The organism is Rhodococcus sp. 14-2496-1d (genome assembly GCF_002259365.1).
Classification (GTDB): domain Bacteria; phylum Actinomycetota; class Actinomycetes; order Mycobacteriales; family Mycobacteriaceae; genus Rhodococcoides.
The window spans coordinates 15,816-38,564 of record NZ_NPFV01000026.1 but is presented as its reverse complement, the minus strand read 5'-3'; the positions used below and the strand labels follow the sequence as shown (position 1 = coordinate 38,564).

The window sequence follows — 22,749 nt, the reverse complement described above, 5'->3', positions numbered from 1 at the left end:
CGGAGCGAACTCACTCCTCCAGAATGGCCACGGCAGCGGCGATGTCACCGTCGTGCGTCAGCGACAGATGAATCTTCACCGTCGGCAGGAACTCCTGCGCCATCCCGTGCAACTTGATGGACGGCCGGCCCCACGCATCGTTGACGACCTCGATCAGCGGATACGGGTTGTCACCGATCTGCGGCGGCCGAGCGAATCGCGATGTCGCCCATGCCTTCAGCACTGCTTCCTTGGCCGCCCACCGTGCTGCGTAGTGGCGGGTCGGATCGGAACTCTTCGTCGCGGCATGACGGCGCTCGCCCGCGGTGAAGCTGTCGCGGATCATCGTCGTGCCGACCTTCTCCATCTGCTCGGCGAAGTCGGACACCGTCACCAGGTCGAAACCCACTCCCAGGATCGCCATCAGATGGCACCCGGCAGACCGGAGGAGTAGACGTCGTCCTCGCCGAGGCGAGCGGACTCGTTGAGCAACACGTTCGCCTCCAGTTCACGTGACGTCTTGGCCGGCGTCCCGTCATGTCCGAGCCGTCGATCGTCGGGCCGCTCGTAGAGGGAGTCTCCCCCCACCATCGCGGAGATCAGCCTGCGCTGACCGGCGATCCGGCGCTCGTTCGCCTTCGCGATGTACTCCGCACGCCGGTCCGCCGGAACGGCCTCGACGAATGCCTGCGGGTGCACCAGGGCGATGAGTCCGGACACGTGGCCGAATCCGAGGGACGTGAGCAGACCTGCCTTGAGCGGCACCGAGTCACCGAAGCGCAGCGGCTCCCGTGCCCACACCAGATGCTCGAACGCGGTCATCTTGTCGTCGACGCAGTCGAGGCTGCGGTTCGGCGGGATGACACCGTTCGCCAGCACCTGGCACAGGCCGATCAGCTGCCAGGCAGCCGCTCCACCCTTCGAGTGTCCGGTGAGGCTCTTCTGCGAGACGACGAACAGCGGAGCGCCGTCGGAACGGCCGATGGCCTTGGCGAGGCGGGTGTGCAGTTCCGCCTCGTTGGGGTCGTTGGCTGCGGTGGAGGTGTCGTGCTTGGAGATCACGGCCACGTCGTCTGCGCTGACGCCGAGTGCGTTGAGCGAGAGTGCGAGCGCCGAATCCTTGCCGCCGCGACCGGCACTGAGCGCACCGAGTCCCGGAGCCGGGATGGAGGTGTGCACTCCGTCGCCGTACGACTGTGCGTAGGCCACCACTCCGAGGACCGGCAGGCCCATCTCGAGTGCCAGGTCGCCGCGAGCGAGCAGAATCGTTCCGCCGCCGTGGGATTCGACGAATCCACCGCGCCTGCGGTCGTTCGCCCGCGAGAACCGCCGATCGCTGATGCCCTTGGCTGTCATCGCTGCCGAGTCCGCGGTGGCCGACATGTCACCGAAGCCGATGATGCCTTCGTTGCTCAGGTCGTCGAAGCCGCCGGCGACCACGAGCTGCGCCTTGCCCAGCTTGATCTTGTCGACGCCTTCCTCGACGGAGACGGCCGCGGTGGCGCAGGCGGCGACGGGGTGAACCATCGCGCCGTAGCTACCGATGTACGACTGGACCACATGCGCAGCAACGACATTCGGCAGAGCCTCCTGCAGGATGTCGTTCGCACGAGCATCACCGAGCAGGGTATCGATGTACAGCGAGCGCATGGACTCCATGCCGCCCATGCCGGTGCCCTGTGTGTTGGCCACCAGCGTGGGGTGCACCCAGCGCATCAATTCCGACGGGTTGAAGCCCGAGGAGATGAACGCGTCGACCGTCGTGACGATGTTCCACAGTGCGACACGGTCGACCGAGCTGGCCATGTCGGGCGAGATGCCCCACTTGGTCGGATCGAATCCGGTCGGAATCTGCCCACCCACGGTGCGAGTGAGCTTCATCTTGCGCGGGACGCGAATTTCGGTGCCCGCCTTGCGGGTGACCTGCCAGTCGCTCGAATCCGGGACCGGCGTGATCAGCGTGTGCTCGGGATCCGCTGCTGCGAACGACCGGGCATCGATCTCGGTTCCGACCACGAACGTCAGGTCGTTGTCGAGGAAGATCGAGGTCATCAGCGGAGCGGTGTTGCCGACCATCGCGCCGTCGTCGCCGTAGGTGCGGATACCGCACTTCTCGACCACGATGTCGTGGTACTTGTCGGCGATGTCCTCCTCGGGCACCAGGTCACCGGACTCGATGTCGTACCAACCCGGCTTGGGATCGTTCTCCCAGGCGATCAGACCGGTGTTCCACGCGAGTTCGAGAACGCCTGCGGCAGAGAGCTGCTCGTCGACCTCCATCTCGAAGCGGGTACGTGCCGAACCGTACGGTCCGAGCTCGCCCGCACCGACGATGACGACGAGGTCCTTCGGGTCGACATCGAGTGTCGGCCACGCCGGAGCGGTGGTCGTCGTCGACAGCCGCGGCGGTGCGGGCAGTGCCGCGATAACCGAACTGTTAACGACCTCCTCGGTCTTCTCGGCCACGGCCGCAGCTGCGTCTCGAGCGAGTTCGACGAGGTTGAGCTTGGTGTTGGCCAGCCCGCCCGTGAGATCGGCGACGATCGGCTCCTGCGCAGCCTGTCGGCGGGCGGCAGGCGTGCACAGTTCGAGCAGCTCGGTCGCCATCTCGTCGGTCGACCAGGTGCGCACACCCTCGGCCTCGACGGCCTCGACGATGGGATCGTTGCCACCCATCAAGCCGGTGCCGCGCACCCACCCGATGTGTGCGTGGGCGATGGACACCCGCTCGGCCCAGTTCTTCTCCGAGCCCCACTTGGCGACAACTGCATCGAGTGCCGCCTTCGACTCACCGTAGGCACCGTCGCCACCGAACATTCCGCGGTTCGGCGATCCCGGCAGCACCACGTGCAGGTGGGTGTCGATGTCGGTGTCGTGACCGACCTTGGACAGTCCGCCGATCAACCGTTCGACCGACCAGAGCAGCACGCGCATTTCCATCTCGGCGCGAGCTCCGGCGTCGGACATCTCGCCCATGACCCGCGGTGCGGCGAACGGGAACAGCATCGTCGGCGTCGCTGCGGCCTTGACCAGGGTCTTCGCGCCACCGGCAGTGTCGACGAAGTCGCTGCCGATCCACTCGATGAGCGCATCGACGTCGGTGTACGACGCGATGTTGGCCGGAACCACCCACAGCGATGCTCCGCTGCGTGCGTTGTCGCGGTAGAGGCTGCGGTAGAAGCCGAGTCGCTCGTCGTCGAGCCTGGAGGTGGTGACGAAGACCGTCGCTCCCCCGGCCAGCAGCTTGGCGGTCACCGCTGCTGCGATGGATCCCTTGCTGCCGCCGGTGACCACTGCGACCTCGTCGGCCCACTGGCCCTTGTCCTCGGATGCGACCGCAATATCCGCGATGCGTCCGAAGGTCTCGGCCAACACTGTCTTGTTCTCGTAGTCGGCCTTGGCCTTCCACCACTGTGCTTGAGCTGCAACGGCATTGCCTGCGCCCGCAAAGGACTCGACGGCGACATCGCCTGCGGTACCGAGCCACAACCGGGCCAGATCCTCACGGGCGGTTGCCCATCGGTCGTCGATCAGGACGGCGCGCTTGGCGTCGAACGCCGGGGCGACGAGGCGAGGCCAGTCGGATCCCAGCTCGGCCGAGACCAGCTCGACCAGAGCGGCATCGGGATCCTCGGCCAGCACTGCGTTGGGAGCATCGGCGAGTCCGAGCTGCTCGAGCACCAGCCGGGCTGCGGAGGCGAGGACGCCGTCGCGGCCGGTGATGTGCTCGGTGAACTCACCGAGAGCAGCAGCGTCGACGGTTCCGCCGGCCCCGCCGCCTGCCTGCGGCATCGAGACTGCGACGCCGCGGCGTGCGGCCACCGCGGCCACGGCCGCGTCGATGACGTTGTCGACTGCGTTGCCGTCGGCGAGAGCGCCGTCGGCCAGGCCGCCGAGTGCGCCACCACGAACCGAGGCACCGTCACGGGTACCGAGAGCGACCTCGGCGGTGACGTGGTGCGCCCAGCCGTCGCCCAGTTCCCAGGTCTTCTTGACGCGATCGGCGATCGAGGCCGGGCGTCGACCCGAGGGGCCGAAGACCTTGCGGAGGTGGTCGTTGATGGAGTCGCTGAGCACCGGACCGAACGGCTTGTAGGTACGAGCCAGCTTGTTCACCGTGCCCGAGAGCGCACCCATGTCGGCATCGGCTGCGCCGTCGATGGCACCGAGCGAGAGCTCGGAACCGAGGTCGACGAGCAGCTGGTTACGACGCGAGGACACGCCGTCGCACAGTGCCTCGATGGTGTCGGCGGGCCCGATTTGATCGAGCTGCAGCTTGGTCCACAGACCGATGAGGATCTTGGTCGCATCGGCCGCGACGAACGCGATGTCGTCCGGACGAGGTCCGCCGGACGGTGCTGCGGCCGGAGCGGGCGCGGGTGCCGCGGCAGGGGCCGAAGCTGCTGCCGGAGCAGCGGCCTCCACCGGTGCCGACTCTTCCTCGTCGGCCGGAGCCGGGTCGGTGTCGGTGCCGTAGATGATCGCAGCCTCGCGCTCGAGGTTCAGTACCTCGACCGGGTGGCCGAAGCGGCCCGGCAGCTTGAGGGTCTGCGACGCGAGGTTCGCCACGGTCGGAGTTGCACCGAGGCCGATCTCGACGAAGCGCTCGACGCCCATACCGCCGTCGGACTCGTCTGCGAACAGCAGGTCCTGGGTCTCGATCCAGCGCACCGGGCTGGCGAACTGCCAAGCAAGCAGCTCGGTCAGAATCACGCGGCATAGGTCGCTCGGCCGAGCAGCCCACGAATCGAACTCCGCGAGAACGGCGTTCAACGGCTCGGACGGAACCAGATCGGCGATCTCCTGAACGAACTCGCGCTCGAGCGAGAACGGCTTGGGCACCAGGTTCGGGATGTAGCGACCCACCAGGATCGCCGGATCGATCTGCTCGGGGAGCAGAGTCTGGAGGCGATTGCGGAAGTCGTCGACTCCGCCACGCAGCACCGTGGAGTGAAACGGCACGTCGATGCCGGGAACCATGATGTAGGCGGCCTTGCCACCGAACTCGGCACGGCGGATCGCGATCTTCTTCTCCAGCTCGCCGAGGCCGGCAACCGTACCTGCGATGGCGTACTGCGAGCCGCGCAGGTTGAGGTTGACGATCTCGAGGAATTCACCGGATTCTGCCGCGACACCGGCGACGAAGCCCTGTACGTCCTCGTCGGCCAGGCCGATCTGCGACGGGCGGATCGCTGCCATGCGGTAGTCGCTGCGGCCGCTGGCATCACGCGGAACGAGCGCGTGCATGGCCGATCCACGCTGGAAGACGACCTCGAGGACGGCTTCGAGCGGGAGCACACCGGCGACGGCTGCGAGGGCGTTGTACTCACCGACGGAGTGGCCGGCGAGGATCGAGTTCTCCACGAACGCACCGGATTCACGCAGTTCGGCCACCTGTGCGACGCCGAGAACGGCCATCGCGACCTGGGTGAACTGGGTCAGGTGCAGCACACCGTCGGGATGCTTGTGCGTGATGCCCCGCGCCTTGAGCGACGTCGGGTTGTCGCGCACCACAGCGAGAATGGAGAAGCCGAGCGCGCTGCGGGTGTGCTTGTCGGCACGCTCCCACACCTCACGTGCGGCCTTCGAGCGAGACCGTGCGTCCAAGCCCATGCCCGCACGCTGGATGCCCTGGCCCGGGAAGGCGTAGACGGTCTTCGGCGGCGCGGTGCGAGCGGTGGCGACCATGACCAGTTCTCCTGCGACACGGCAGGAGACCTCGATCAGTTCGGCACCCTGGTCGAATCCGGTGCGGTCGACGCGAACGTCGATCTCGGCTCCGGGTCGAACCATGCCGAGGAAGCGTGCGGTCCATGCGGTGAGGCGACGCGGCGGAGTCTTGGTGTCCGCGTGGTCGACTGCGGTGACCGTCTGCTGGGCAGCGGCCGAGAGCCACATGCCGTGCACGATCGGGCTGCCGAGACCGGCGAGCAGAGCCGCGGCGTCGGAGGTGTGAATCGGGTTGTGGTCGCCCGAGACCTGAGCGAACGCGGCCATGTTGCGAGGGGCGACGATGGTGGCCTGACGACGGCGACGACGCGGGGTGTCCTGTGCGTCGGCGCTCACCGAGCCGCCGGCGCGAGCCGGGTCTACGAGCTCGCCCTTGCCGGTGCGTCCGCGAATGGCGAAGCGCTCCACCAGAGTTGCGACGGCGGGAGCGTCGAGCCCCTCACCGAGCATGGCACCGATCTCGACGGTGACCTCGACGACGCGGCCGAGATCGGTGTCGAGCACCTCTCCGGCCGCGGCCTTGACCACGAGAATGGAGGTGTCGGTGGGCAATTCGCCGACCAGGGCGACGCTGTGATCGAGGTGCACCAGGTCGAGCATGCCTTCGATGACGTCGATGCCTTCGGCGTTGCGAGTGGCACCCAGGACGGCGAAGACGGCGGGCCAGCAGGCACCGACGAGGACGTCGGGAACGGCCTTGCCGCTGACGGTCAGCGAGTCCGGCAGTCCGGATCCGGTGACGCCTGCGTGGTCGGCGATCAGATCGGGGATCCACGCGATGTTCAGCCGGGCAACGCCGCTCTTGACAGCCGGAAGTTCCTGGCCTGCAGCAACTCCGAGCAGAGCCGACATGGCCTGCTGGGCGTCCTGTGCGGTGACGACGGGCGCGCCGCCGTCGATCGTCGAGGCCGGAACCGTCAGGCGGATGCGAACTTCCTTGCCCGGAGCGAGCGGAACCAGCAGCTCCACGTGCTCGGAATCGAGCACGGTGAGAGACGAGCCGGTCTGCGGGTGCGCCGCGACGGTCTCGGATTCCACGGTCCAGTCGGCCGGATCACCCAGGCGTGCAACGGGGTTCTGCGTCATGCGAGAGGCCCAGGTGACGTCGGGAGCAGCCAGCACGATACCCAGCAGTCCGGGTGCGATCTCGGCGTGGCGACGGCTGGCGACGGCCGTGGGCTCGATGCCCTCGGCGAGCAGCTGATCTGCGGTGGCCTTCTCGAAGCGATCGAGCAGCTCGCCCACGGGCTCGTCGACGCGAGTGATGCCCGCGACGGCGACGGTACCGGGGATGATGCAGACCTGATCGGCCGAGTAGCGGGCGTCGTGTGCCTGCCACAGCGAGTCACTGCGCCACCAACGACGCACATCGCCGTCGACGACGGGGACGAAGTTGACCGGCTTGCCGGGCATGCGGCACAGCGAGGTGAAGAAGGTGATGTCGGCCGGGTGCAGAACCACGTCGGCGGCGTCGGGGAACTGCGCGAGCAGCGACTTCAGTGCGGCGCGTGGGCGTTCGAGAACCTCGGCGTCGGCGAACAGGGTGGGGATGGGTCCGCGATCGACCGGATGCAGGCGAGCCTCGGCACGCTGCAGCATCTCCAGGAAGCGTGTCCGCCAGGTGATGTCGAGCCACACGGATTCGCGTGCCTCGGTCACGGCATCGGTGAACTCACCGCCGCAGTCGAATTCGCTGCGCGAGTCGGTTCCGACAGCCAGGTCGAGGTAGCGAACGAGCCACTGCTGGTACGTCATGTCGGCGACGTCACCGAAGAAGGGCTTCGCGGTGCCGTCGAGTGCGGCGATGATCTCGTCACGACGCTCGGCCACGGCGTCGGCGTTGCCGGCGACCTCGTCGAGCAGTCGGCCGCACCGAGATGCCGCATTGTCGATCTCGTGGATGTCGGCACCGAGCTGGCTTCGGCCCGAGGCCATTCCGCCGGTGGCGGTACCGGCACCGACCCAGTCGGGGGTTCCGGGGGTGTCGACCAGAAGCTGCTTGACCTCGGGAGCCGTGGTGGCCTCCAGGGTCGCCATCGCTGCGGTGCCGACGAGGATTCCGTCGAGCGGCATCTTCGGGTAGCCGTGCACGGCCGACCAGGTACCGGTGAGGTACTCCGCTGCCCGCTCGGGGGTGCCGATGCCGCCGCCGACGCAGACGACGAGGTTGGGCCGTGACCGCAGCTCGGCGTAGGTGGTCAGCAGCAGGTCGTCGAGGTCCTCCCACGAGTGGTGTCCGCCTGCGCGGCCACCCTCGATGTGAACGTTGACCTGGTAGGACGGAACCTCGTTGGCGATGCGGATGACGGCGCGAATCTGCGCGACGGTGCCGGGCTTGAACGAGACGTAGCTGATTCCGGCCTCGGACAGCTCTTCGATGAGAGCCACGGCCTCGTCGAGCTCAGGGATGCCTGCGGTGACGACGACGCCGTCGATGGCCGCACCCGCTGCGCGAGCGCGCTGCACGATGCGGCGTCCGCCGAGCTGCAGCTTCCACAGGTACGGGTCGAGGAAGAGAGAGTTGAACTGGATGGCGCGGCCGGGCTCGAGGAGGGTGGAGAGCTCGGCGACACGATCGGTGAAGATGTCCTCGGTGACCTGGCCGCCACCGGCCAGCTCGGCCCAGTGGCCTGCATTGGCGGCTGCGGCAACGATCTTCGCGTCGACCGTCGTCGGCGTCATGCCTGCGAGCAGGATCGGCGAACGTCCGGTCATCTTGGTGAACGAGGTCTCGACCACGACTCGGCCGTCGGGCAGCGTGACCGGCGTGGGGGCGTAGGCAGACCATGCGGGCTGGACCTCGGGAGCAGCTCCCGGGGTGAGCAGGTTGCGGTGGCCTCCGCGTGAGGACGCGGCGATGATGCCGACGCCCTGTCCGCGCAGTGCCGGAGTGGTCATGCGGGTGAGCAGGTCGCCTGGGCCGAGATCGAGAATCCAGTCGGCACCGGCGTCGACGACACCGTCGATGGCGTCGACCCAATCGACGGAGTCCACGAGGATCTTCTGCGCGAGGTCGCGTGCGAGCTCGACATCGAGTCCACAACGCTGTGCCCAGGCGCTGACGAGTTCGACAGCGTCTGCCAGGGCGGGATGATGGAAGCCGATCTCGACGGGAAGCTGCTCGAAGACCGGGGCGAACACGGCACCGCCACGCTTCTTGGCGTCGCGGTCGCGCTCTTCCTCGGCAGCGATCTGCTCGCACTTCTCCTGCACGCGGGCCAGCTGGGCGGGAGGTCCCGAGAGCACGACGCGACGGCGGCCGTTGCGGATGGCGAGGGCTGCGGATCGCTCCGGCGCTCCGGCGATCGCGAGCTCGGCGATGATCGACTGCAGTCGTGCGGGTTCGACGTTGGCAACCGAGACCATCGGCGCGCGGTCTCCGGCACCGATGATGCCGCGGCGGCGGCCGACGAGACCTGCAGCGGCACCCACGAGCTGGGCGATCGCGAGGAAGCTCGCGTCCTTCGCGCCGTCCGCTGCGACGGATTCGGCGGCGATGAGACCCTGCGAGTGTCCGACGACCTTGACCGGCGGGGTCTGGGCGGGATCGAGTCCCTGCAACTTCAGTGCGCGCAGTGCCGCGACTTGAGTGAGGAACACTCCGGGCAGCGAGACGGCACCGGAGGTCAGTGCAGCCTCGGAGGGTCCGTACGAGCCGGCGGTGTCGTCGTCGGCGAGGTCCTGTTCGAGCATCCAGCCGATCGGGTCGAAGCCGACCGAGCGTACGACCAGCAGCTCGTCGGCAACGGGTGCGAGAGTGACTGCAGCCTCGTTGACGAGATCGGTCAGTTCGGGTTCGAGCGCGGAGTCGCGAGCCAGTTCTTCGAGGGAGCTGAGCCACGGTGCACCCTGGCCACCGAAGGCCAGTGCGTACGGCTCGCCCGCGGCGAAACGATCTGCCAGAGTCCGAGAGCCGCCATTGCTTCTAGGGGATTTGTCTGCGTTGCCGGTGCTTCGCGAACCTCGTCCGTGTGATGGTGTGCTCTCGTTGATCGTCAAGGCTGAAGATTCCTCTCGTGGACGCCTCGGGGGTCGGGGCGTTCGCTGTGGTGACTGCCCTGGCGCGTCGTGGGCAACAGGGTCGAAGCGGTGAGCCGGTCCTCGTCGACAGGTCTTCTCCGCGCTGCTCAAGGTTGACACAAAATCATGAGGAAATCCTCAGGTTTGCTCGGACGTCCGAGTGCTACCAGCGAGTACGTCGCTCGAACCGGCTTTACTTTTTGTTTACCCGACTCGTCGGTAACCCACATCCACGCTGGCGAGAGCACCGGGCGCGACGTCAGAACATGAGGAAAGCCTCGCATTTTTCGTTATCTTTTCGTGATGTGATCTCGAGCACAGACGAGCGCCACGCGACCTTGTCGGTGCGGTCCTCTACCTTGTGCGAACGAGCCGCTCATCGCCGAGAGCGGTCGACGAACTCCGGGGGGAATTCATGTATTCATCGGTAACGGACATCTGCACCGTGGACGAACTCGACGCGATGATTCTGCACATCGAATCGCATGTGCCGCAATCGCGTTCGCCGCATTGGACACCGGGATGGCGCGGCGAGAGCGAGGCGGCGTTGCTGGATGCGATCTTCTCCGCACGGGCTCCGTACGGGAGCCCGACCAGCGGGGTCCGCGCGGTGGTCCAACGATGGAGATCGCATCGCGGCGATAACCGACTCGACGACTTGACAACCCTCGCCGAACTGACCACTACTCCGGATCTACCCGTGGAGATTCTGTCCAACCGTCAACTGGTTCCGGGAAACAGTCGAACCAAGGCAGCTGCTGCAGCCGTAGCGGCACAGACGTTGATCTCGGTGGGGTTGAGCTGTTCGACCGACTTCGAGCAGCACACGAAAGAACAATTCGAGGCGTTCCGCGCGATCCCCGGTCTCGGCGAGACCACCTGGGAGTGCATGCTCGTCAATCTCGGCGTGCGTACCGACAAGGCGACCGCCCATTCGAACTCGTTCGTCGCCGACGCTCTCGAACCCCTCCACCGGAACCTCGCCGCCGGAATCGCCGAGGACCGCTCCCCCGTGATCCTCACAGCGGCAGCGAACGCACTCGGCACCGATCTCGCCTCGCTCGAGCATGCCGTGTGGCGATACCAGCACAAATCACGCAAGCCGAAGCAGCGTCACTCCGAAGCGGAACTGCGATCGGCATCCTGACCGCGAGACACCAGTGCCTCCACGCCGTCGAGAATGCACTCCAACCCGAACCGGTAGGCGTGCACGGGGTCGCTGGCGGCGTCGTACGACGTCGCCGCGGCCGTCCCGACCCGAGACGACACCGGAAATCGTTCGCGCTCCATGACCCGTTCGAGGATCGGCGCGGTAGCCGCCCACCACTGGGCGTCGGACATGCCCGACTGTTCCTTGACACGCGCCACGCCGGCGAGGGCTCGCGCGGTTCCGGAGACGTGAGTGAGTACCAGCGTGAGAACGGAGTCGATCTCGACGTCGCTCAGGCCGATGCCGACCAGGGGACGCAACTCGGCCTCGTATTTGTCGTTGGTGTGCGGACCGAGCACGGGGCGTGCACCCTCCGCTTCGAGGAGCCACGAATGCCGTTGGTAAAGAGTCCAATTGCGCTCGGCGACGAAGTGCATCGCGGGACGCCATCCGCCGGCTACGGAGGACGGCTCGTCGACGCGAGAGTAGAGACCTGCAAGCGCTCGATCGATCATCAGGTCGGCCAGGTCCTCCCGACCCGGCACATGCGTGTAGAGCGACATCGCGCCGACCCCGAGATGCTCGGCCACGTTCCGCATCGATACCGACTCGAGGCCGTTCGCATCGGCCAGTTCGATGGCGGCGTCGACGATCGCATCCACGCTCAGTCCGGTGCGACTCGGCTTGGCGTCGACTCGCCACAGCAGCCCGAGGGTCCGGGCCGGGTCGAAGGGGACGTCCTTTTTCGATGCCACTCGCCGAGTGTAGCGGGCGCCGTACGGTGTACACCTGCAACGTTCGCCCGCACCGGCGACGGTGACCGCCCAGGTTGTAGACTTCATCGGCACGCGCGAGTGGCGGAATTGGCAGACGCGCTGGATTTAGGTTCCAGTGTCTTCGGACGTGGGGGTTCAAGTCCCCCCTCGCGCACGACGGTCGTTCGACCCGGATTTTCTCGAGACTTCTGCAGGTTCCGACGTGTGAAGGCGGCTCGAATGTCCAGCAACCCCGACGACGACGCGATCTTCGCCGAGATTTCCGACGAACGACGTTCTCTCGCAACGACTCTCGAGACTCTCACTCCCGAACAATGGGACACACCCTCGCTGTGCGAGGCCTGGACGGTCCGCGACGTCGCCGCCCATCTGGTGGTGCCGCTGATCGTCCCGCTCTGGCAGTTCGGACTGGTCATGGTGCGTACGCGCGGCAACTTCGACCGCGCCAATCAACTGATGACCACGCGCGTTCGTCGCGAGCACGAGGACGACTTGCCCGCCTTGCTCACCGCTCACGCAGACAAGAAATTCACCCCGCCCGGCCACGGTCCGCTTGCCCCCTTGTCCGACGTCATCGTGCACGGACTCGACGTGTGCAGGCCGCTGGGCATCGAACACCACGTCCCCGAGCAACGCATGATCACCATGCTCGACTCCCTGGTACCCGCAACCGGCGCGGCACCGTTCAAAGGCCCCGAACTTCGGATGCAATGGCGCGCGACCGATCTCGACTGGAGCCGAGGCGAGGGCCCGGTCATCGAAGGAACGGCCGGCACCCTGGCACTGGTTCTGACCGGACGGAGCAGCGCGCTCGCCGACGTGGCCGGGCCCGGGGCCGAGCAACTCGCCCAGGCACGGGCCAACCGTCGTCGGGCATGAGTCGCATCCGAGCCGTCCATGGTGAGAATCACCGCCGGGCCGCAGCACGCGACTACCTCCAGTAGTAGTACCTCCGGTACCGTCGAAGGGTGACTTCTTCCCGCCCGAACCGTCGGCCAGCATTGATTGCGCTGGTCATCGTGTCCGCGGCGGTTTGCCTGGGACTCGGCTGGTGGCAGTGGGAACGCTTCGAGGCAGTAGGCGGCAACGGTCAGAACCTCGGATACGCGTTCCAATGGCCCCTGTTCGCAGTGTTCGTGGTCTACGCCTACCGCAAGTTCGTCCGCCTCGAGGACGAGGACTCCGACGAGGCGGCGGCAGTGCGGCCCGACGGACCCACCGAGGTGCCCCTCGACCTGCTCCCCCAGCGGCAGGCCCCGGCGGCCGACGCCAGGGACCTCGACGATCCCGAAGCCAGGCAACTGCTCGAATACAACAGCTACCTCGCGGAGCTGAACGAATCCCGCGGGACCGACAGGAGCACCACGTGAGTTCGGCACCGGACAAGACGCAGGCGTCTGCGAACAAGACCCAGAAGATCGCTTCCGCGTTGCTGCGCTATCGCGTTCTGGCCTACGCCACGGGAATCTGGCTGCTCGTTCTCGTGACCGAGATGGTCGCCAAGTACGTTTTCAAGGTCGAGAACGTGCCCAATTGGATTGCCGTCGTGCACGGTTGGGTCTACCTCGTGTACCTCGTGCTCACGGTGGATCTCGCCATCAAGGTGCGGTGGCCCGCCGCCCGCACGATCGGCACACTGCTCGCCGGGACCATCCCGTTCCTGTCCTTCTACGTCGAGCACAAGCGCACCAAGCAGGTCAAAGCCGACTTCGGCGTCTGACGTCAGCAGTCGACCGGCTGCGCGTTCTCCGGATCCAATGCGTTCTGCACCAGCCGCTGAGCCAGCGGATCGTACGAGATTCCCGTGTGCTCGACGACGTTGGCCGGGCACAGGTCCTGCAACACCACGTTGGTGTTTCCCGCGCCGCTGAGCAGCGAGGCCGTGTACGGAACGACGATCTGGTCGTACCGGGTGACGATGGTGGTGTAGTCGATACCCGAGACGGTGTCGCTGCCCTCGTTCAGACGCTCGAGCACGTCGTCCTGCGTCGGCGGGCCCGCCGTCGGGTGGTTCGGTGGAGACAACGCCACGATCCGTGCCACCGTTCGATCTCCGCCGAGGAAGCGGGCGTAGTAGCGCGGCACGGTGCCGCCCTTCGAGTGCCCCACGATCGACACCTTCTGCGCGCCCGTCGCCTCCAGTACGGAATCGACGAACATCGACAGTTCCGCGGCACTCTCGGGAATGGGTTCGAGCGCACCGAACGCCCGAACCGGCCCGGTGTTGCCGTAGTCGATGGCGAACACGCAGTATCCGGCCTCGGCCAGCGTCGGCGACAGCGATGCCCAGTTGTCGTAGGAATTCTCCAGGAATCCGTGCACCAGCACCACCGGCTCGGGATGCTGCGCACTCGGAACACACGAGAAATCGTTCGCGCCCGGAGGCGTCACGCCAGGATGCGCGATCGAATAGGCGAGAGCCTCGGCGAAGGAGCCGGCTGCGGGTGCCGCGTCGGCCGGGGTGCCCGCCAGGCACAGTGCGGCTGCGGCGGCGAACACAACCGACGTCCGCATCGAAACGGTTCGCATCGCCACGAGCTACCGCCTCGCCAGCTCGCCGAGGCTCGGAACGAGCATGCGAAGCGCGCGACCACGATGCGAGGCGGCGTCCTTCTCTTCCGGGCTCAGCTGCGCGGCGCTGCGGCCGTCGCCCTCGGGCACGAAGATGGGGTCGTAGCCGAAGCCGTTCTCCCCCATTGGCTCTCGGCCCACTACCCCGCGCCATTCGCCCCGGACCACCGTCTCGGTGCCGCCCGGAATCACCAGGGCACACGCCGAGACGAATGCGGCTCCGCGACGCTCGTCCGGGGTGTCACTCAACTGCGCCAGAACCAGTGCGGTGTTGGCCTCGTCCTGCCCGTGCGTACCGGACCAGCGCGCCGAGAGCACCCCGGGCATCGCGTTCAGGGCATCGATCTCGATCCCGGAATCGTCTGCCACACAAGGCATTCCGGTGGCCGCCGCGCCGTCACGCGCCTTGGCGAGCGCATTCTCCTCGAAGGTCGCTCCGGTCTCGGGAGCCTCCGGGAACGGCGGCACCTCGTCCAGGCCCACCAGTTCGATTCCGGCCACTCCGGCGGCGTCGAGCACCCGCCGGAGTTCGCGCAATTTCTTCGCGTTCCGGCTCGCTACCAGAAGCTTCGACTCAGGCACCGAACTTCTTCTTCGATTCCGCGGCTGCAGGCTCGGGCAGTTCGCCGGGATACGGCAACGCCAAGGCTTCCTTCTGCACCTCGAACAATTTCTCGATACCGACGAACGCGGAGTCGAGCAACTTGTCGAGTGTGGTGCGCGGGAACGTCGCGCCCTCCCCGGTTCCCTGGATTTCCACCAGCGTGCCGGTGTCGGTGGCGACGACGTTCATGTCGACCTCGGCGCGCGAATCTTCTTCGTAGGGCAGATCGAGGCGCACTCGGCCGTCGACGACGCCGACGCTGACCGCGGCGATCATGCACGAGATCGGCTGCGGATCGGCCAGTCGTCCCGCGGCGCGCAGATAGGTGACTGCGTCGTTGAGAGCGACGAACGCGCCGGTCACAGCCGCGGTGCGGGTACCACCGTCGGCTTGGAGTACATCGCAGTCGAGGGCGATGGTGTTCTCGCCGATCGCAGCGAGATCGATGCATGCTCGCAGTGAGCGTCCGACCAATCGAGAGATTTCCTGGGTGCGGCCGCCGACCTTGCCCTTGACGGACTCGCGGCCGTTACGGGTGTGGGTTGCAGCGGGGAGCATCGCGTATTCGGCAGTGAGCCAGCCGAGACCGGATCCCTTTCGCCAGCGCGGCACACCCTCCTCGACACTGGCCGTGCACATCACCCTGGTGTTGCCGAACTCGACCAGCACCGACCCTGCCGGGTGGCTGGTGAATCCGCGGGTGATCTTGATGGTGCGGAGCTCGTCGTCCGCCCTGCCGTCTTCTCGTCTGGACACGACTCGAAGCCTAGCGCGTCGTCAGACGGTGAAGACGTCCCCTGGCAGTACCGCGTGCACCGGTCCGCTGAACTCTGCCTTCGCCTCGGCGATGACATCCTCCCGTGAGGTCCACGGCGGAATATGCGTGAGCAGCAGCTCCCCCACCCCTGCATCTCGCGCGATTCGGCCGGCCTCGGTTCCGGACAGGTGCACTCCCTCCGGCCGCTCGGGACTGTCGGTCCAGGACGCCTCGCACAGGAACACGTCGGCTCCGTCCGCCAGTTCTCGCACCGCCTGGCACATTCCCGTGTCTCCGCTGTACGCGAACGTGCGGCCTTGCGCGGTGGTGACACGCATGCCGTAGGACTCCGGCGGATGGAACACCTGCCGAGCCAGAATCGACAACTTTCCGAACTCCACGGTGCGGCCGTCCACCCAGCGACGCAGGTCGATGGTGTCCGACATGTCGTCGATCTGCCCACCGCACTCGGCCGAGGCGACGCCGAGCCGGAACGCCGTGTCCTTCGGTCCGTAGACGATCGCTCGTCCCTCCGGCGGAGTGGGATGGTAGCGCCGCCACACCAGCAGCCCCGGAACGTCGAGGCAGTGATCGGCATGCAGATGTGAGAGCAGAACACTCACATCTCCCGGATCGGCGTAGCGCTGCAATGCCCCGAGGATGCCGGGACCTAAGTCGAGGACGACCGGGGAGGTCTCCTCTTCTTCCAGCAAGTAGCCCGACGCGGGCGAATCGGGTCCGGACACACTGCCCGAACATCCCAGGACGGTAATTCGCATGAAAGCCATGCTGCCACGCCGAGCGCATCGCTCGAAACGTTCGGGCAGTATTCACAGCGCGAGTCGGCGAAATTCACCGTAGGCGACAGCTGTGTCCGTAGTTACCCAGCGCCTACGGAGTGGGCCGGTCGAGCGACTTCATCCGCGCCCGCTCGGCCCGCGCATCGGCGGACAACAGTCGAGCGGCAACCACTCCGCCCACCGCGCCGAACAGATGTCCCTGCCACGAGACGTTCGGCTCGCTCGGAAGGATGCCCCACAGGGCGCTGCCGTACAGGACGAACACCACGACGCCGATCGCGAGTTGGCCGAGTCTGCGGGTGAAGAAGCCGCGGACGAGCAGGTAGGCGATGAAGCCGAAAATCAGGATCGAGGCACCGATCGTATTGGTGTACGAAGAGGCCGTGAGCCAGGTACCGAACCCACCGACCACCCAGATGACCCCGGTGGCCGCCAGCCCACGCGCCGGTCCGGACAGCAGCACCAGAAACCCGAGTACGACGATGGGCACGGTGTTGGCGATCAGATGCTGCCAGTCGTCGTGCAGCACGGGCGCGAACAGAATGCCCCACAACCCCTCGACCGAGCGCGGCTCGATACCGTTGCGTTCGAGTCTCGATCCGCTGGCCACATCGATGAGCTCGATGACCCACAGCAGCACCGTGAATGCTCCCACCAGCATGGCGGCCTGCATCCAGACCGGCCGCTCACGCTGGGCAGGACGGTTACTGATCTCGCTCATGATCGCCTCCGAATTCGGTCCCACCACGGTACCGAACAGAGGTGACAGGCCCGCGTCCCTCAGACTCCCGAGCCACCGAACGCGGTCGTGAAGATCTGGCGATACGTAGGAATGCCGGCCACCGAGGTGGCGTCGAGCAGGGCCCGGACGATGGCGCGCTCGACGACGATCGCCGCGGCCTCGGTGACCGCGGCCAGTACCGGAAGTTCCACCGAGAACGCGGCGGGTACCGAGGACTCCGGGCCGACGGGTCTGGTGCCGGTGGACACGGCGAAGATCGTGTCGCCGTCGAGTGGGGAATGTGCCGGTCGAACGGCACGCGCCAGACCGTCGTGACCGGCGACGGCGATCCTCTTGCACGACGCCGACGACAGCGCAGCATCGGTGGCGACAACACCGATCGTGGTGTTGAGCGCGGTGCCCTTGGGTTCGAGGGCGAGCGCGGCCCACAGCTGGTTCACATCGGGCTTGCGCATACCGAACGCCGCGGGCCCGAGCGTGCCGGTTCCCCACAACAGCCCCGTGCGCGGATCGAACACGGCCCCCACCGGATTGGCCACCATCAGTGCCGCCACGGTGACTCCGTCGGCAGGGCCACCCTCGATCACCGTGCTGGCGGTACCGACGCCGCCCTTGAGCACTCCGGCGCGAGCACCGACTCCTGCTCCGACCGATCCGGTCTCGAATTCGGTTGCTGCTGCGGCGGCAGCGAGGTAACCGAACTCCGCCGTCGGACGCGCCGCCCAGTCGCCTACCGGAAGATCGAAGATCACTGCGGCCGGCACGATCGGAACGACATGATCGGGACTGCCCATCGGAATGCCCTGGCCGTGCTCTTCCAGCCATCGCATGACGCCGTCCGCGGCCGCCAGCCCGTAGGCACTGCCCGCGGTCAGCAGAATCGCGTTGACGTGCTGCACGGAATGGCTCGGATCGAGCAGATCGGTCTCGCGCGTTCCCGGCCCCCCGCCGCGAACGTCGACCGCGGCCGTGGCACCTCCGAGAGCGCGTACGACGGTGCAGCCGGTCGCCGAACCGGACCCCATCGTGGCGTCGTCGTCGAGGTCGTGATGATGACCAACCAGCAGACCTGTCACATCGGTCAGGCTGTCCCGTGGTCCGGGTGTCTGGAATGCAGCGGTCACGCGCGCGTCCTAGGGAATGAGGACCTGTACGAGTGAATCCTGCATCCAGGTCAGCCAGTGATACACGTCGAGATGCGGAGCGCGAGGATCACCCTCGTCGAGGACGTCGGGCGTGTCCGCGCTGATCCCCAGCGTCGTGCCGAGCGCCAGCCTCACGTCGTTGAGGCCGGTCAACCATGCGTCCGCCTGCTCCTGGGTCAGCACGATCTTGCCACCCGACTCGGGAACAGTGGCCAGGATCATCGATCCGGCAGCCAATTTCTCGTCGATGATCTCGGGCTCGTGAAGTCCTCGGAGAGCCCCGTTGAGATCGGTCGGATCCTCCTCGTCGCGGTCGGGATCGGCGCGATGGAAGTCCGGCAGCAGCCGGGCCAGTGCGGCATCCTCGGGCGGACTGTTGTGGCCGGTCCGCAGACCGGTCAGCGCTGCGAGCTCGTCGGTGGGAGCGGCGGCGGAACGGTCACGCAGCAAGCCGAGAACCGAGCCGACGAGAGACCGAAGCACGGCAGCCTCACGCGCATCGATCTCGGATTTTATCTTGACCCCGGACAACGAATTCCGTCTCGTCCACGTGCGCACTGTTGCTGATGTCCTTCACTGACGAAGAGGTGGTGAGCTGGTTACTTGTCCTGCTGCATGGTGGCCCACAGACCGGCCGCGTGCAGCCGTCGAACATCGTTCTCCATCGCGTCGCGCTCTCCGCTCGACACCACGGCCTTGCCCTCGGAGTGCACCTGCATCATCAGCTCGGTGGCCTTGGCCTTGCTGTAGCCGAACAGCTTCTGGAACACATAGGTGACGTAGTGCATCAGGTTGACCGGATCGTCCCAGACGATGGTGACCCAGGGGGTGTCGTGCGCTTCGTCGGCCGCGACGGCCTCGGTCTGTGCCGGGACCGCTTGCGGAGACGCGGCGACGACGTCCCCTGCCGAGAAGCCGTCCACGGGCAGAAGCGATCCATCCACCGTCAACCAAGGCATGCCCAACAGGGTACGGCGTATCGGGCCAGCGTCCCACGCTCGCCCCTTCGCTCGTAGTGTGGGCGAGGTGAGCAACGATGCGACCACAGATCACGCGAATCCCGGCGACGGTGCCAGCACAGCACTGCTGACCGATCAGTACGAGTACACGATGCTGTCGGCGGCCCTGGCCAGCGGTTACGCAGATCGAATCTGCAGCTTCGAGGTGTTCGCGCGCAGGTTGCCCGGCGGTCGCCGATACGGAGTCGTCGCGGGCACCGGACGCATCCTCGATGCGATTGCACGTTTCCGCTTCGGCCAGGAGGAGTTGCGGATCGTCGCCGAATTCCTCGACGCCGAGACCGTCGAATGGCTGCGCAACTACCGCTTCACCGGCGACATCGACGGCTACCGCGAGGGTGAGCTGTACTTCCCGGGCTCTCCCGTTCTGACCGTTCGCGGCACCTTCGCCGAGTGCGTCGTCCTCGAAACGCTCGTGCTCTCCATCCTCAATCACGACAGTGCGATCGCATCCGCGGCAGCACGGATGGTGGCGTCCGCGAAGTCCCGTCCGATCATCGAGATGGGATCGCGTCGCACCCACGAGGAAGCCGCCGTCGCCGCCTCGCGCGCGGCGTACCTCGCGGGATTCACTGCGACGTCCAACCTCGAAGCCGTCCGCAGGCACGGCGTTCCAGGCGCGGGCACGTCGGCGCATGCCTTCACATTGCTGCACACCACCGCCGACGGCCCCGACGAACGGTCCGCATTCGCGGCTCAGATACGCGCTCTCGGAGTGGCCACCACCCTGCTCGTCGACACCTACGACATCACCCAGGGTGTCGCCAACGCCATCGAGGTCGCCGGACCCGAACTCGGCGGTGTGCGCATCGACTCCGGCGACCTCGGCGTGCTCGCGCGCCAGGTCCGCGACCAACTGGACGCCCTGGGAGCGCCGAAGACCAGGATCGTCGTCTCGGGCGACCTCGACGAGTACGCCATCGCCGCGCTGCGGGCCGAGCCGGTCGACTCCTACGGCGTCGGAACGTCTCTGGTGACCGGTTCCGGTGCCCCGACTGCGGGCATGGTCTACAAACTGGTCACCGTCGACGGAATCCCCGTCGCCAAGCGCAGCAGTCACAAGGAATCGCGCGGCGGTACCAAAGCGGCGCTGCGCACCGCGCGGAGCACCGGCACCGCAGTCGAGGAGATCGTCCACCCGTTCGACGCTCCGCCGACCGTCGAGAGCGATCTGACGGTGGAGACGTTGACCACGCCGTTGGTCCGCGGCGGAGAACGAGTCGCCGACCTCCCCACGCTCGCCGACGGCCGTGACCTGCTGGCCCGACGCCTCGTCAGCCTCCCATGGGAGGGTCTGAAACTGTCTCAGGGCGAACCGGCCATACCCACCCGCTTCGTCGAGGGGTGACAGCGGTGTCGGTACCGAAGCGAGTGGGCGATCGGCAGTAGTCTGCTTCGGTGCCGTCGAAGACCGAGTTGCCAACCGTTCCCGCTCTCCTGCAGGTCGCGGTGCACTCGCTCGGCGGCAAGGAGCGCAGCAATCAGCTGACGATGGCCTCGGCGGTGGCGCACTCGATCGACACCGGTGAGCATCTGGCGGTGCAGGCAGGCACCGGAACCGGCAAGTCTCTTGCCTATCTCGTTCCCAGCATCCGGCACGCTGTGGAATCGGGCAGGACCGTCATCGTCTCCACGGCCACCATCGCACTGCAACGGCAGCTGGTCGACCGCGATCTCCCGCGCCTGTCCGACGCCCTGACCGAGGCTGTCGGCCGTCGACCGAAATTCGCAATCCTCAAGGGCCGCAACAATTATCTGTGCATGAACAAGATCCACACCGGTGCTGCGCAGGAGGCCCCGGATGCGGAACTGTTCGACCCCTTCGCCGTCTCACGCATGGGCCGCGAGGTGGTACGGCTGACCAAGTGGTCGTCCGAGACCGAGACCGGCGACCGCGACGACGTCGTGCCCGGGGTCAGCGATCAGGCCTGGCGGCAGGTCAGCGTCACCGCCCGCGAATGCCTGGGCAAGTCCCGCTGCCCCGTCGGCGAGGACTGCTTCGCCGAACGCGCCCGCACCGAGGCCGCCCAGGTCGACGTCGTGGTGACCAATCACGCGCTGCTCGCGATCGACGCGATCACCGGAATCCAGATCCTGCCCGAGCACGACGTCGTGGTCGTCGACGAGGCCCACGAACTGGTCGACCGGGTGACCGGTGTGGCCACGGAGGAGCTGTCGGCCGCAACCGTCACCGCCGCGGCTCGGCGGAGCGCCAAGTTGATCGAAGAGGAGACGGTCGATCAGCTCGAGGGTGCCGCCGAGAACTGGGCCGCGATTCTGGACGAGCTTCCGCCGAGCCGGTGGCAGTCCCTACCCGACGGCGTCGGCCCAGCACTGGCTTCGATTCGTGATGCCGCCTGGGCAGTGCGCACCGCGATCGGCCCCAACAAGCAGGGCATGGCAGCGAGCGATCCCGAGGCTGCCGCGGCTCGTAGCGCGGCTCTGGTCGCGGTCGACGAGGTTCACGACAGCGCGGTTCGTGTCCTCACGGCGTTCGACGAACCAGATCCGGCCAAGCGCAAGGACGTCGTCTGGCATGCCGTCGACGACTTTCGCGGCAACGTCAAACGCACGGTCCGTATCGCGCCGCTGTCGGTGGGCGGACTGCTGCGGGCTCGCCTGTTCGCCGAGTCCACCGTGGTGCTCACCTCGGCGACCTTGACCGTCGGCGGATCGTTCGACGGGTTGGCCGTCAATTGGGGCCTGCCTGCAGAGAAGCCCTCGCGCAGTGACACCGCGATGGCGTCGGGTGTGGAACCGCCGTCCGACACCGGGTCGATCCGGTGGAATTCGCTCGACGTCGGCTCGCCGTTCGACCATGCCCGGGCAGGCATCATGTACATCGCCAAGCATCTGTCTCCGCCCGGACGCGACGGCCTCTCGAAGTCCTCTCTGGACGAGATCGAGTCGCTGGTCAGCGCCGCCGGTGGTCGCACGCTCGGACTCTTCTCGTCCATGCGGGCCGCGAAAGCCGCCGCCGAGGAGATGCGCGAGCGCCTCGACACCCCGATTCTGTGCCAGGGCGACGACTCCACCGGCGCACTGGTCCAGAAGTTCGCCGACGACGAGGCCACTTCCCTGTTCGGGACGCTGTCGCTGTGGCAGGGCGTCGACGTCCCCGGCCCATCGCTGAGCCTGGTGATCCTGGACCGCATTCCGTTCCCGCGGCCCGACGATCCGCTGTTGGTCGCCCGGCAGCAGGCCGTCGAATCCCGGGGCGGCAACGGCTTTCTCGCGGTCGCCGCCAACCACGCAGCCCTGCTCCTGGCGCAGGGCGTCGGCCGACTGCTCCGCAGCGTCGACGACAAAGGTGTTGTCGCCGTTCTCGATTCACGACTTGCCACTGCCCGCTACGGCGGCTACCTACGCGCCTCGCTGCCGCCGTTCTGGGAGACCTCGGATCCGGAGGTAGTGCGCAAGGCGCTCACCCGGCTGGCCGGAAAGTAACGCGCCCGG

Annotated in this window: 17 protein-coding genes and 1 tRNA gene; 7 read left to right on the top strand and 11 right to left on the bottom strand. The window is 67.0% G+C overall.

Going from position 1 to position 22,749, the window contains the following annotated elements:
• Positions 1 to 10 precede the first annotated feature (10 nt).
• Entirely contained in the window at positions 11 to 403 is a 393-nt protein-coding gene (locus CH296_RS18900; protein WP_008715184.1) for a holo-ACP synthase, read from the bottom strand.
• Entirely contained in the window at positions 403 to 9,708 is a 9,306-nt protein-coding gene (locus CH296_RS18895; RefSeq protein ID WP_094685501.1) for a type I polyketide synthase, read from the bottom strand. The genes CH296_RS18900 and CH296_RS18895 overlap by 1 nt, the downstream gene beginning before the upstream one ends.
• 436 nt (positions 9,709 to 10,144) lie before the next feature.
• On the opposite strand from CH296_RS18895, the gene CH296_RS18890 reads away from it, so the two are divergent.
• Complete coding sequence (locus CH296_RS18890) at positions 10,145 to 10,876, top strand: hypothetical protein (protein ID WP_094647407.1); 732 nt, start codon at positions 10,145 to 10,147, stop codon at positions 10,874 to 10,876.
• On the opposite strand, the gene CH296_RS18885 is transcribed toward CH296_RS18890, so the two are convergent.
• On the bottom strand, positions 10,843 to 11,634 hold the full coding sequence (locus tag CH296_RS18885) for a TetR/AcrR family transcriptional regulator (RefSeq protein WP_094647406.1): 792 nt from the start codon (positions 11,632 to 11,634) through the stop codon (positions 10,843 to 10,845). The genes CH296_RS18890 and CH296_RS18885 overlap by 34 nt on opposite strands.
• Positions 11,635 to 11,727: 93 nt before the next feature.
• On the opposite strand from CH296_RS18885, the gene CH296_RS18880 reads away from it, so the two are divergent.
• The 4 genes from CH296_RS18880 to CH296_RS18865 all read left to right on the top strand — a co-directional run bounded on the left by CH296_RS18880 (position 11,728) and on the right by CH296_RS18865 (position 13,375).
• A tRNA-Leu gene (locus CH296_RS18880) sits at positions 11,728 to 11,809 on the top strand.
• A gap of 65 nt (positions 11,810 to 11,874) precedes the next feature.
• Positions 11,875 to 12,534, top strand: a complete 660-nt coding sequence (locus tag CH296_RS18875; protein WP_094685511.1) for a maleylpyruvate isomerase family mycothiol-dependent enzyme — start codon at positions 11,875 to 11,877, stop codon at positions 12,532 to 12,534.
• Positions 12,535 to 12,623: 89 nt separating this feature from the next.
• On the top strand, positions 12,624 to 13,025 hold the full coding sequence (locus CH296_RS18870; protein WP_032394656.1) for a glucitol operon activator: 402 nt from the start codon (positions 12,624 to 12,626) through the stop codon (positions 13,023 to 13,025).
• Complete coding sequence (locus CH296_RS18865; protein ID WP_032394657.1) at positions 13,022 to 13,375, top strand: DUF3817 domain-containing protein; 354 nt, start codon at positions 13,022 to 13,024, stop codon at positions 13,373 to 13,375. Before CH296_RS18870 ends, CH296_RS18865 begins: the two co-directional genes overlap by 4 nt.
• A 2-nt stretch (positions 13,376 to 13,377) precedes the next feature.
• On the opposite strand, the gene CH296_RS18860 is transcribed toward CH296_RS18865, so the two are convergent.
• The 8 genes from CH296_RS18860 to clpS all read right to left on the bottom strand — a co-directional run bounded on the left by CH296_RS18860 (position 13,378) and on the right by clpS (position 19,233).
• Positions 13,378 to 14,184 carry a triacylglycerol lipase gene (locus CH296_RS18860; RefSeq protein ID WP_094631394.1) on the bottom strand — a complete coding sequence of 269 codons (807 nt, stop codon included), beginning with the start codon at positions 14,182 to 14,184 and terminating at the stop codon, positions 13,378 to 13,380.
• A gap of 9 nt (positions 14,185 to 14,193) precedes the next feature.
• Positions 14,194 to 14,808 carry an RdgB/HAM1 family non-canonical purine NTP pyrophosphatase gene (gene rdgB, locus CH296_RS18855; RefSeq protein WP_094631379.1) on the bottom strand — a complete coding sequence of 205 codons (615 nt, stop codon included), beginning with the start codon at positions 14,806 to 14,808 and terminating at the stop codon, positions 14,194 to 14,196.
• A complete protein-coding gene (gene rph, locus CH296_RS18850) occupies positions 14,801 to 15,586 on the bottom strand; it encodes a ribonuclease PH (protein ID WP_045194515.1) in 786 nt (261 codons plus the stop codon). The genes rdgB and rph overlap by 8 nt, the downstream gene beginning before the upstream one ends.
• Before the next feature lie 21 nt (positions 15,587 to 15,607).
• Entirely contained in the window at positions 15,608 to 16,366 is a 759-nt protein-coding gene (locus tag CH296_RS18845; RefSeq protein ID WP_179277772.1) for a cyclic nucleotide-degrading phosphodiesterase, read from the bottom strand.
• Between the two features lie 112 nt (positions 16,367 to 16,478).
• On the bottom strand, positions 16,479 to 17,108 hold the full coding sequence (locus tag CH296_RS18840) for a rhomboid family intramembrane serine protease (protein WP_094685509.1): 630 nt from the start codon (positions 17,106 to 17,108) through the stop codon (positions 16,479 to 16,481).
• 59 nt (positions 17,109 to 17,167) lie between these two features.
• The gene (locus CH296_RS18835; protein ID WP_094685500.1) at positions 17,168 to 18,253 is read right to left on the bottom strand and encodes a P1 family peptidase; all 1,086 of its coding nucleotides are present in this window, start codon (positions 18,251 to 18,253) and stop codon (positions 17,168 to 17,170) included.
• A gap of 9 nt (positions 18,254 to 18,262) precedes the next feature.
• The gene (locus tag CH296_RS18830; RefSeq protein ID WP_032394662.1) at positions 18,263 to 18,832 is read right to left on the bottom strand and encodes a DUF2017 domain-containing protein; all 570 of its coding nucleotides are present in this window, start codon (positions 18,830 to 18,832) and stop codon (positions 18,263 to 18,265) included.
• A gap of 41 nt (positions 18,833 to 18,873) precedes the next feature.
• Complete coding sequence (gene clpS / locus CH296_RS18825; protein WP_176459275.1) at positions 18,874 to 19,233, bottom strand: ATP-dependent Clp protease adapter ClpS; 360 nt, start codon at positions 19,231 to 19,233, stop codon at positions 18,874 to 18,876.
• Positions 19,234 to 19,291: 58 nt separating this feature from the next.
• Here clpS and CH296_RS18820 point away from each other — a divergent pair, with 58 nt between their 5' ends.
• Both CH296_RS18820 and CH296_RS18815 read left to right on the top strand, forming a co-directional pair.
• Complete coding sequence (locus CH296_RS18820) at positions 19,292 to 20,641, top strand: nicotinate phosphoribosyltransferase (protein ID WP_045194510.1); 1,350 nt, start codon at positions 19,292 to 19,294, stop codon at positions 20,639 to 20,641.
• Positions 20,642 to 20,691: 50 nt separating this feature from the next.
• Positions 20,692 to 22,740 (top strand): ATP-dependent DNA helicase, encoded by a 2,049-nt coding sequence (locus CH296_RS18815; protein ID WP_032394664.1) that lies wholly within the window; start codon positions 20,692 to 20,694, stop codon positions 22,738 to 22,740.
• Positions 22,741 to 22,749: the final 9 nt, after the last annotated feature.

What these genes read in the sequence shown, in the direction of transcription:
- clpS (WP_176459275.1), bottom strand. Translation starts at nt 19,233, where the DNA reads ATGCCTTGGTTGACGGTGGATGGATCGCTTCTGCCCGTGGACGGCTTC.
- CH296_RS18890 (WP_094647407.1), top strand. Translation starts at nt 10,145, where the DNA reads ATGTATTCATCGGTAACGGACATCTGCACCGTGGACGAACTCGACGCG.
- CH296_RS18845 (WP_179277772.1), bottom strand. Translation starts at nt 16,366, where the DNA reads ATGCGAATTACCGTCCTGGGATGTTCGGGCAGTGTGTCCGGACCCGAT.
- CH296_RS18875 (WP_094685511.1), top strand. Translation starts at nt 11,875, where the DNA reads ATGTCCAGCAACCCCGACGACGACGCGATCTTCGCCGAGATTTCCGAC.
- CH296_RS18860 (WP_094631394.1), bottom strand. Translation starts at nt 14,184, where the DNA reads ATGCGAACCGTTTCGATGCGGACGTCGGTTGTGTTCGCCGCCGCAGCC.
- CH296_RS18900 (WP_008715184.1), bottom strand. Translation starts at nt 403, where the DNA reads ATGGCGATCCTGGGAGTGGGTTTCGACCTGGTGACGGTGTCCGACTTC.
- CH296_RS18840 (WP_094685509.1), bottom strand. Translation starts at nt 17,108, where the DNA reads ATGAGCGAGATCAGTAACCGTCCTGCCCAGCGTGAGCGGCCGGTCTGG.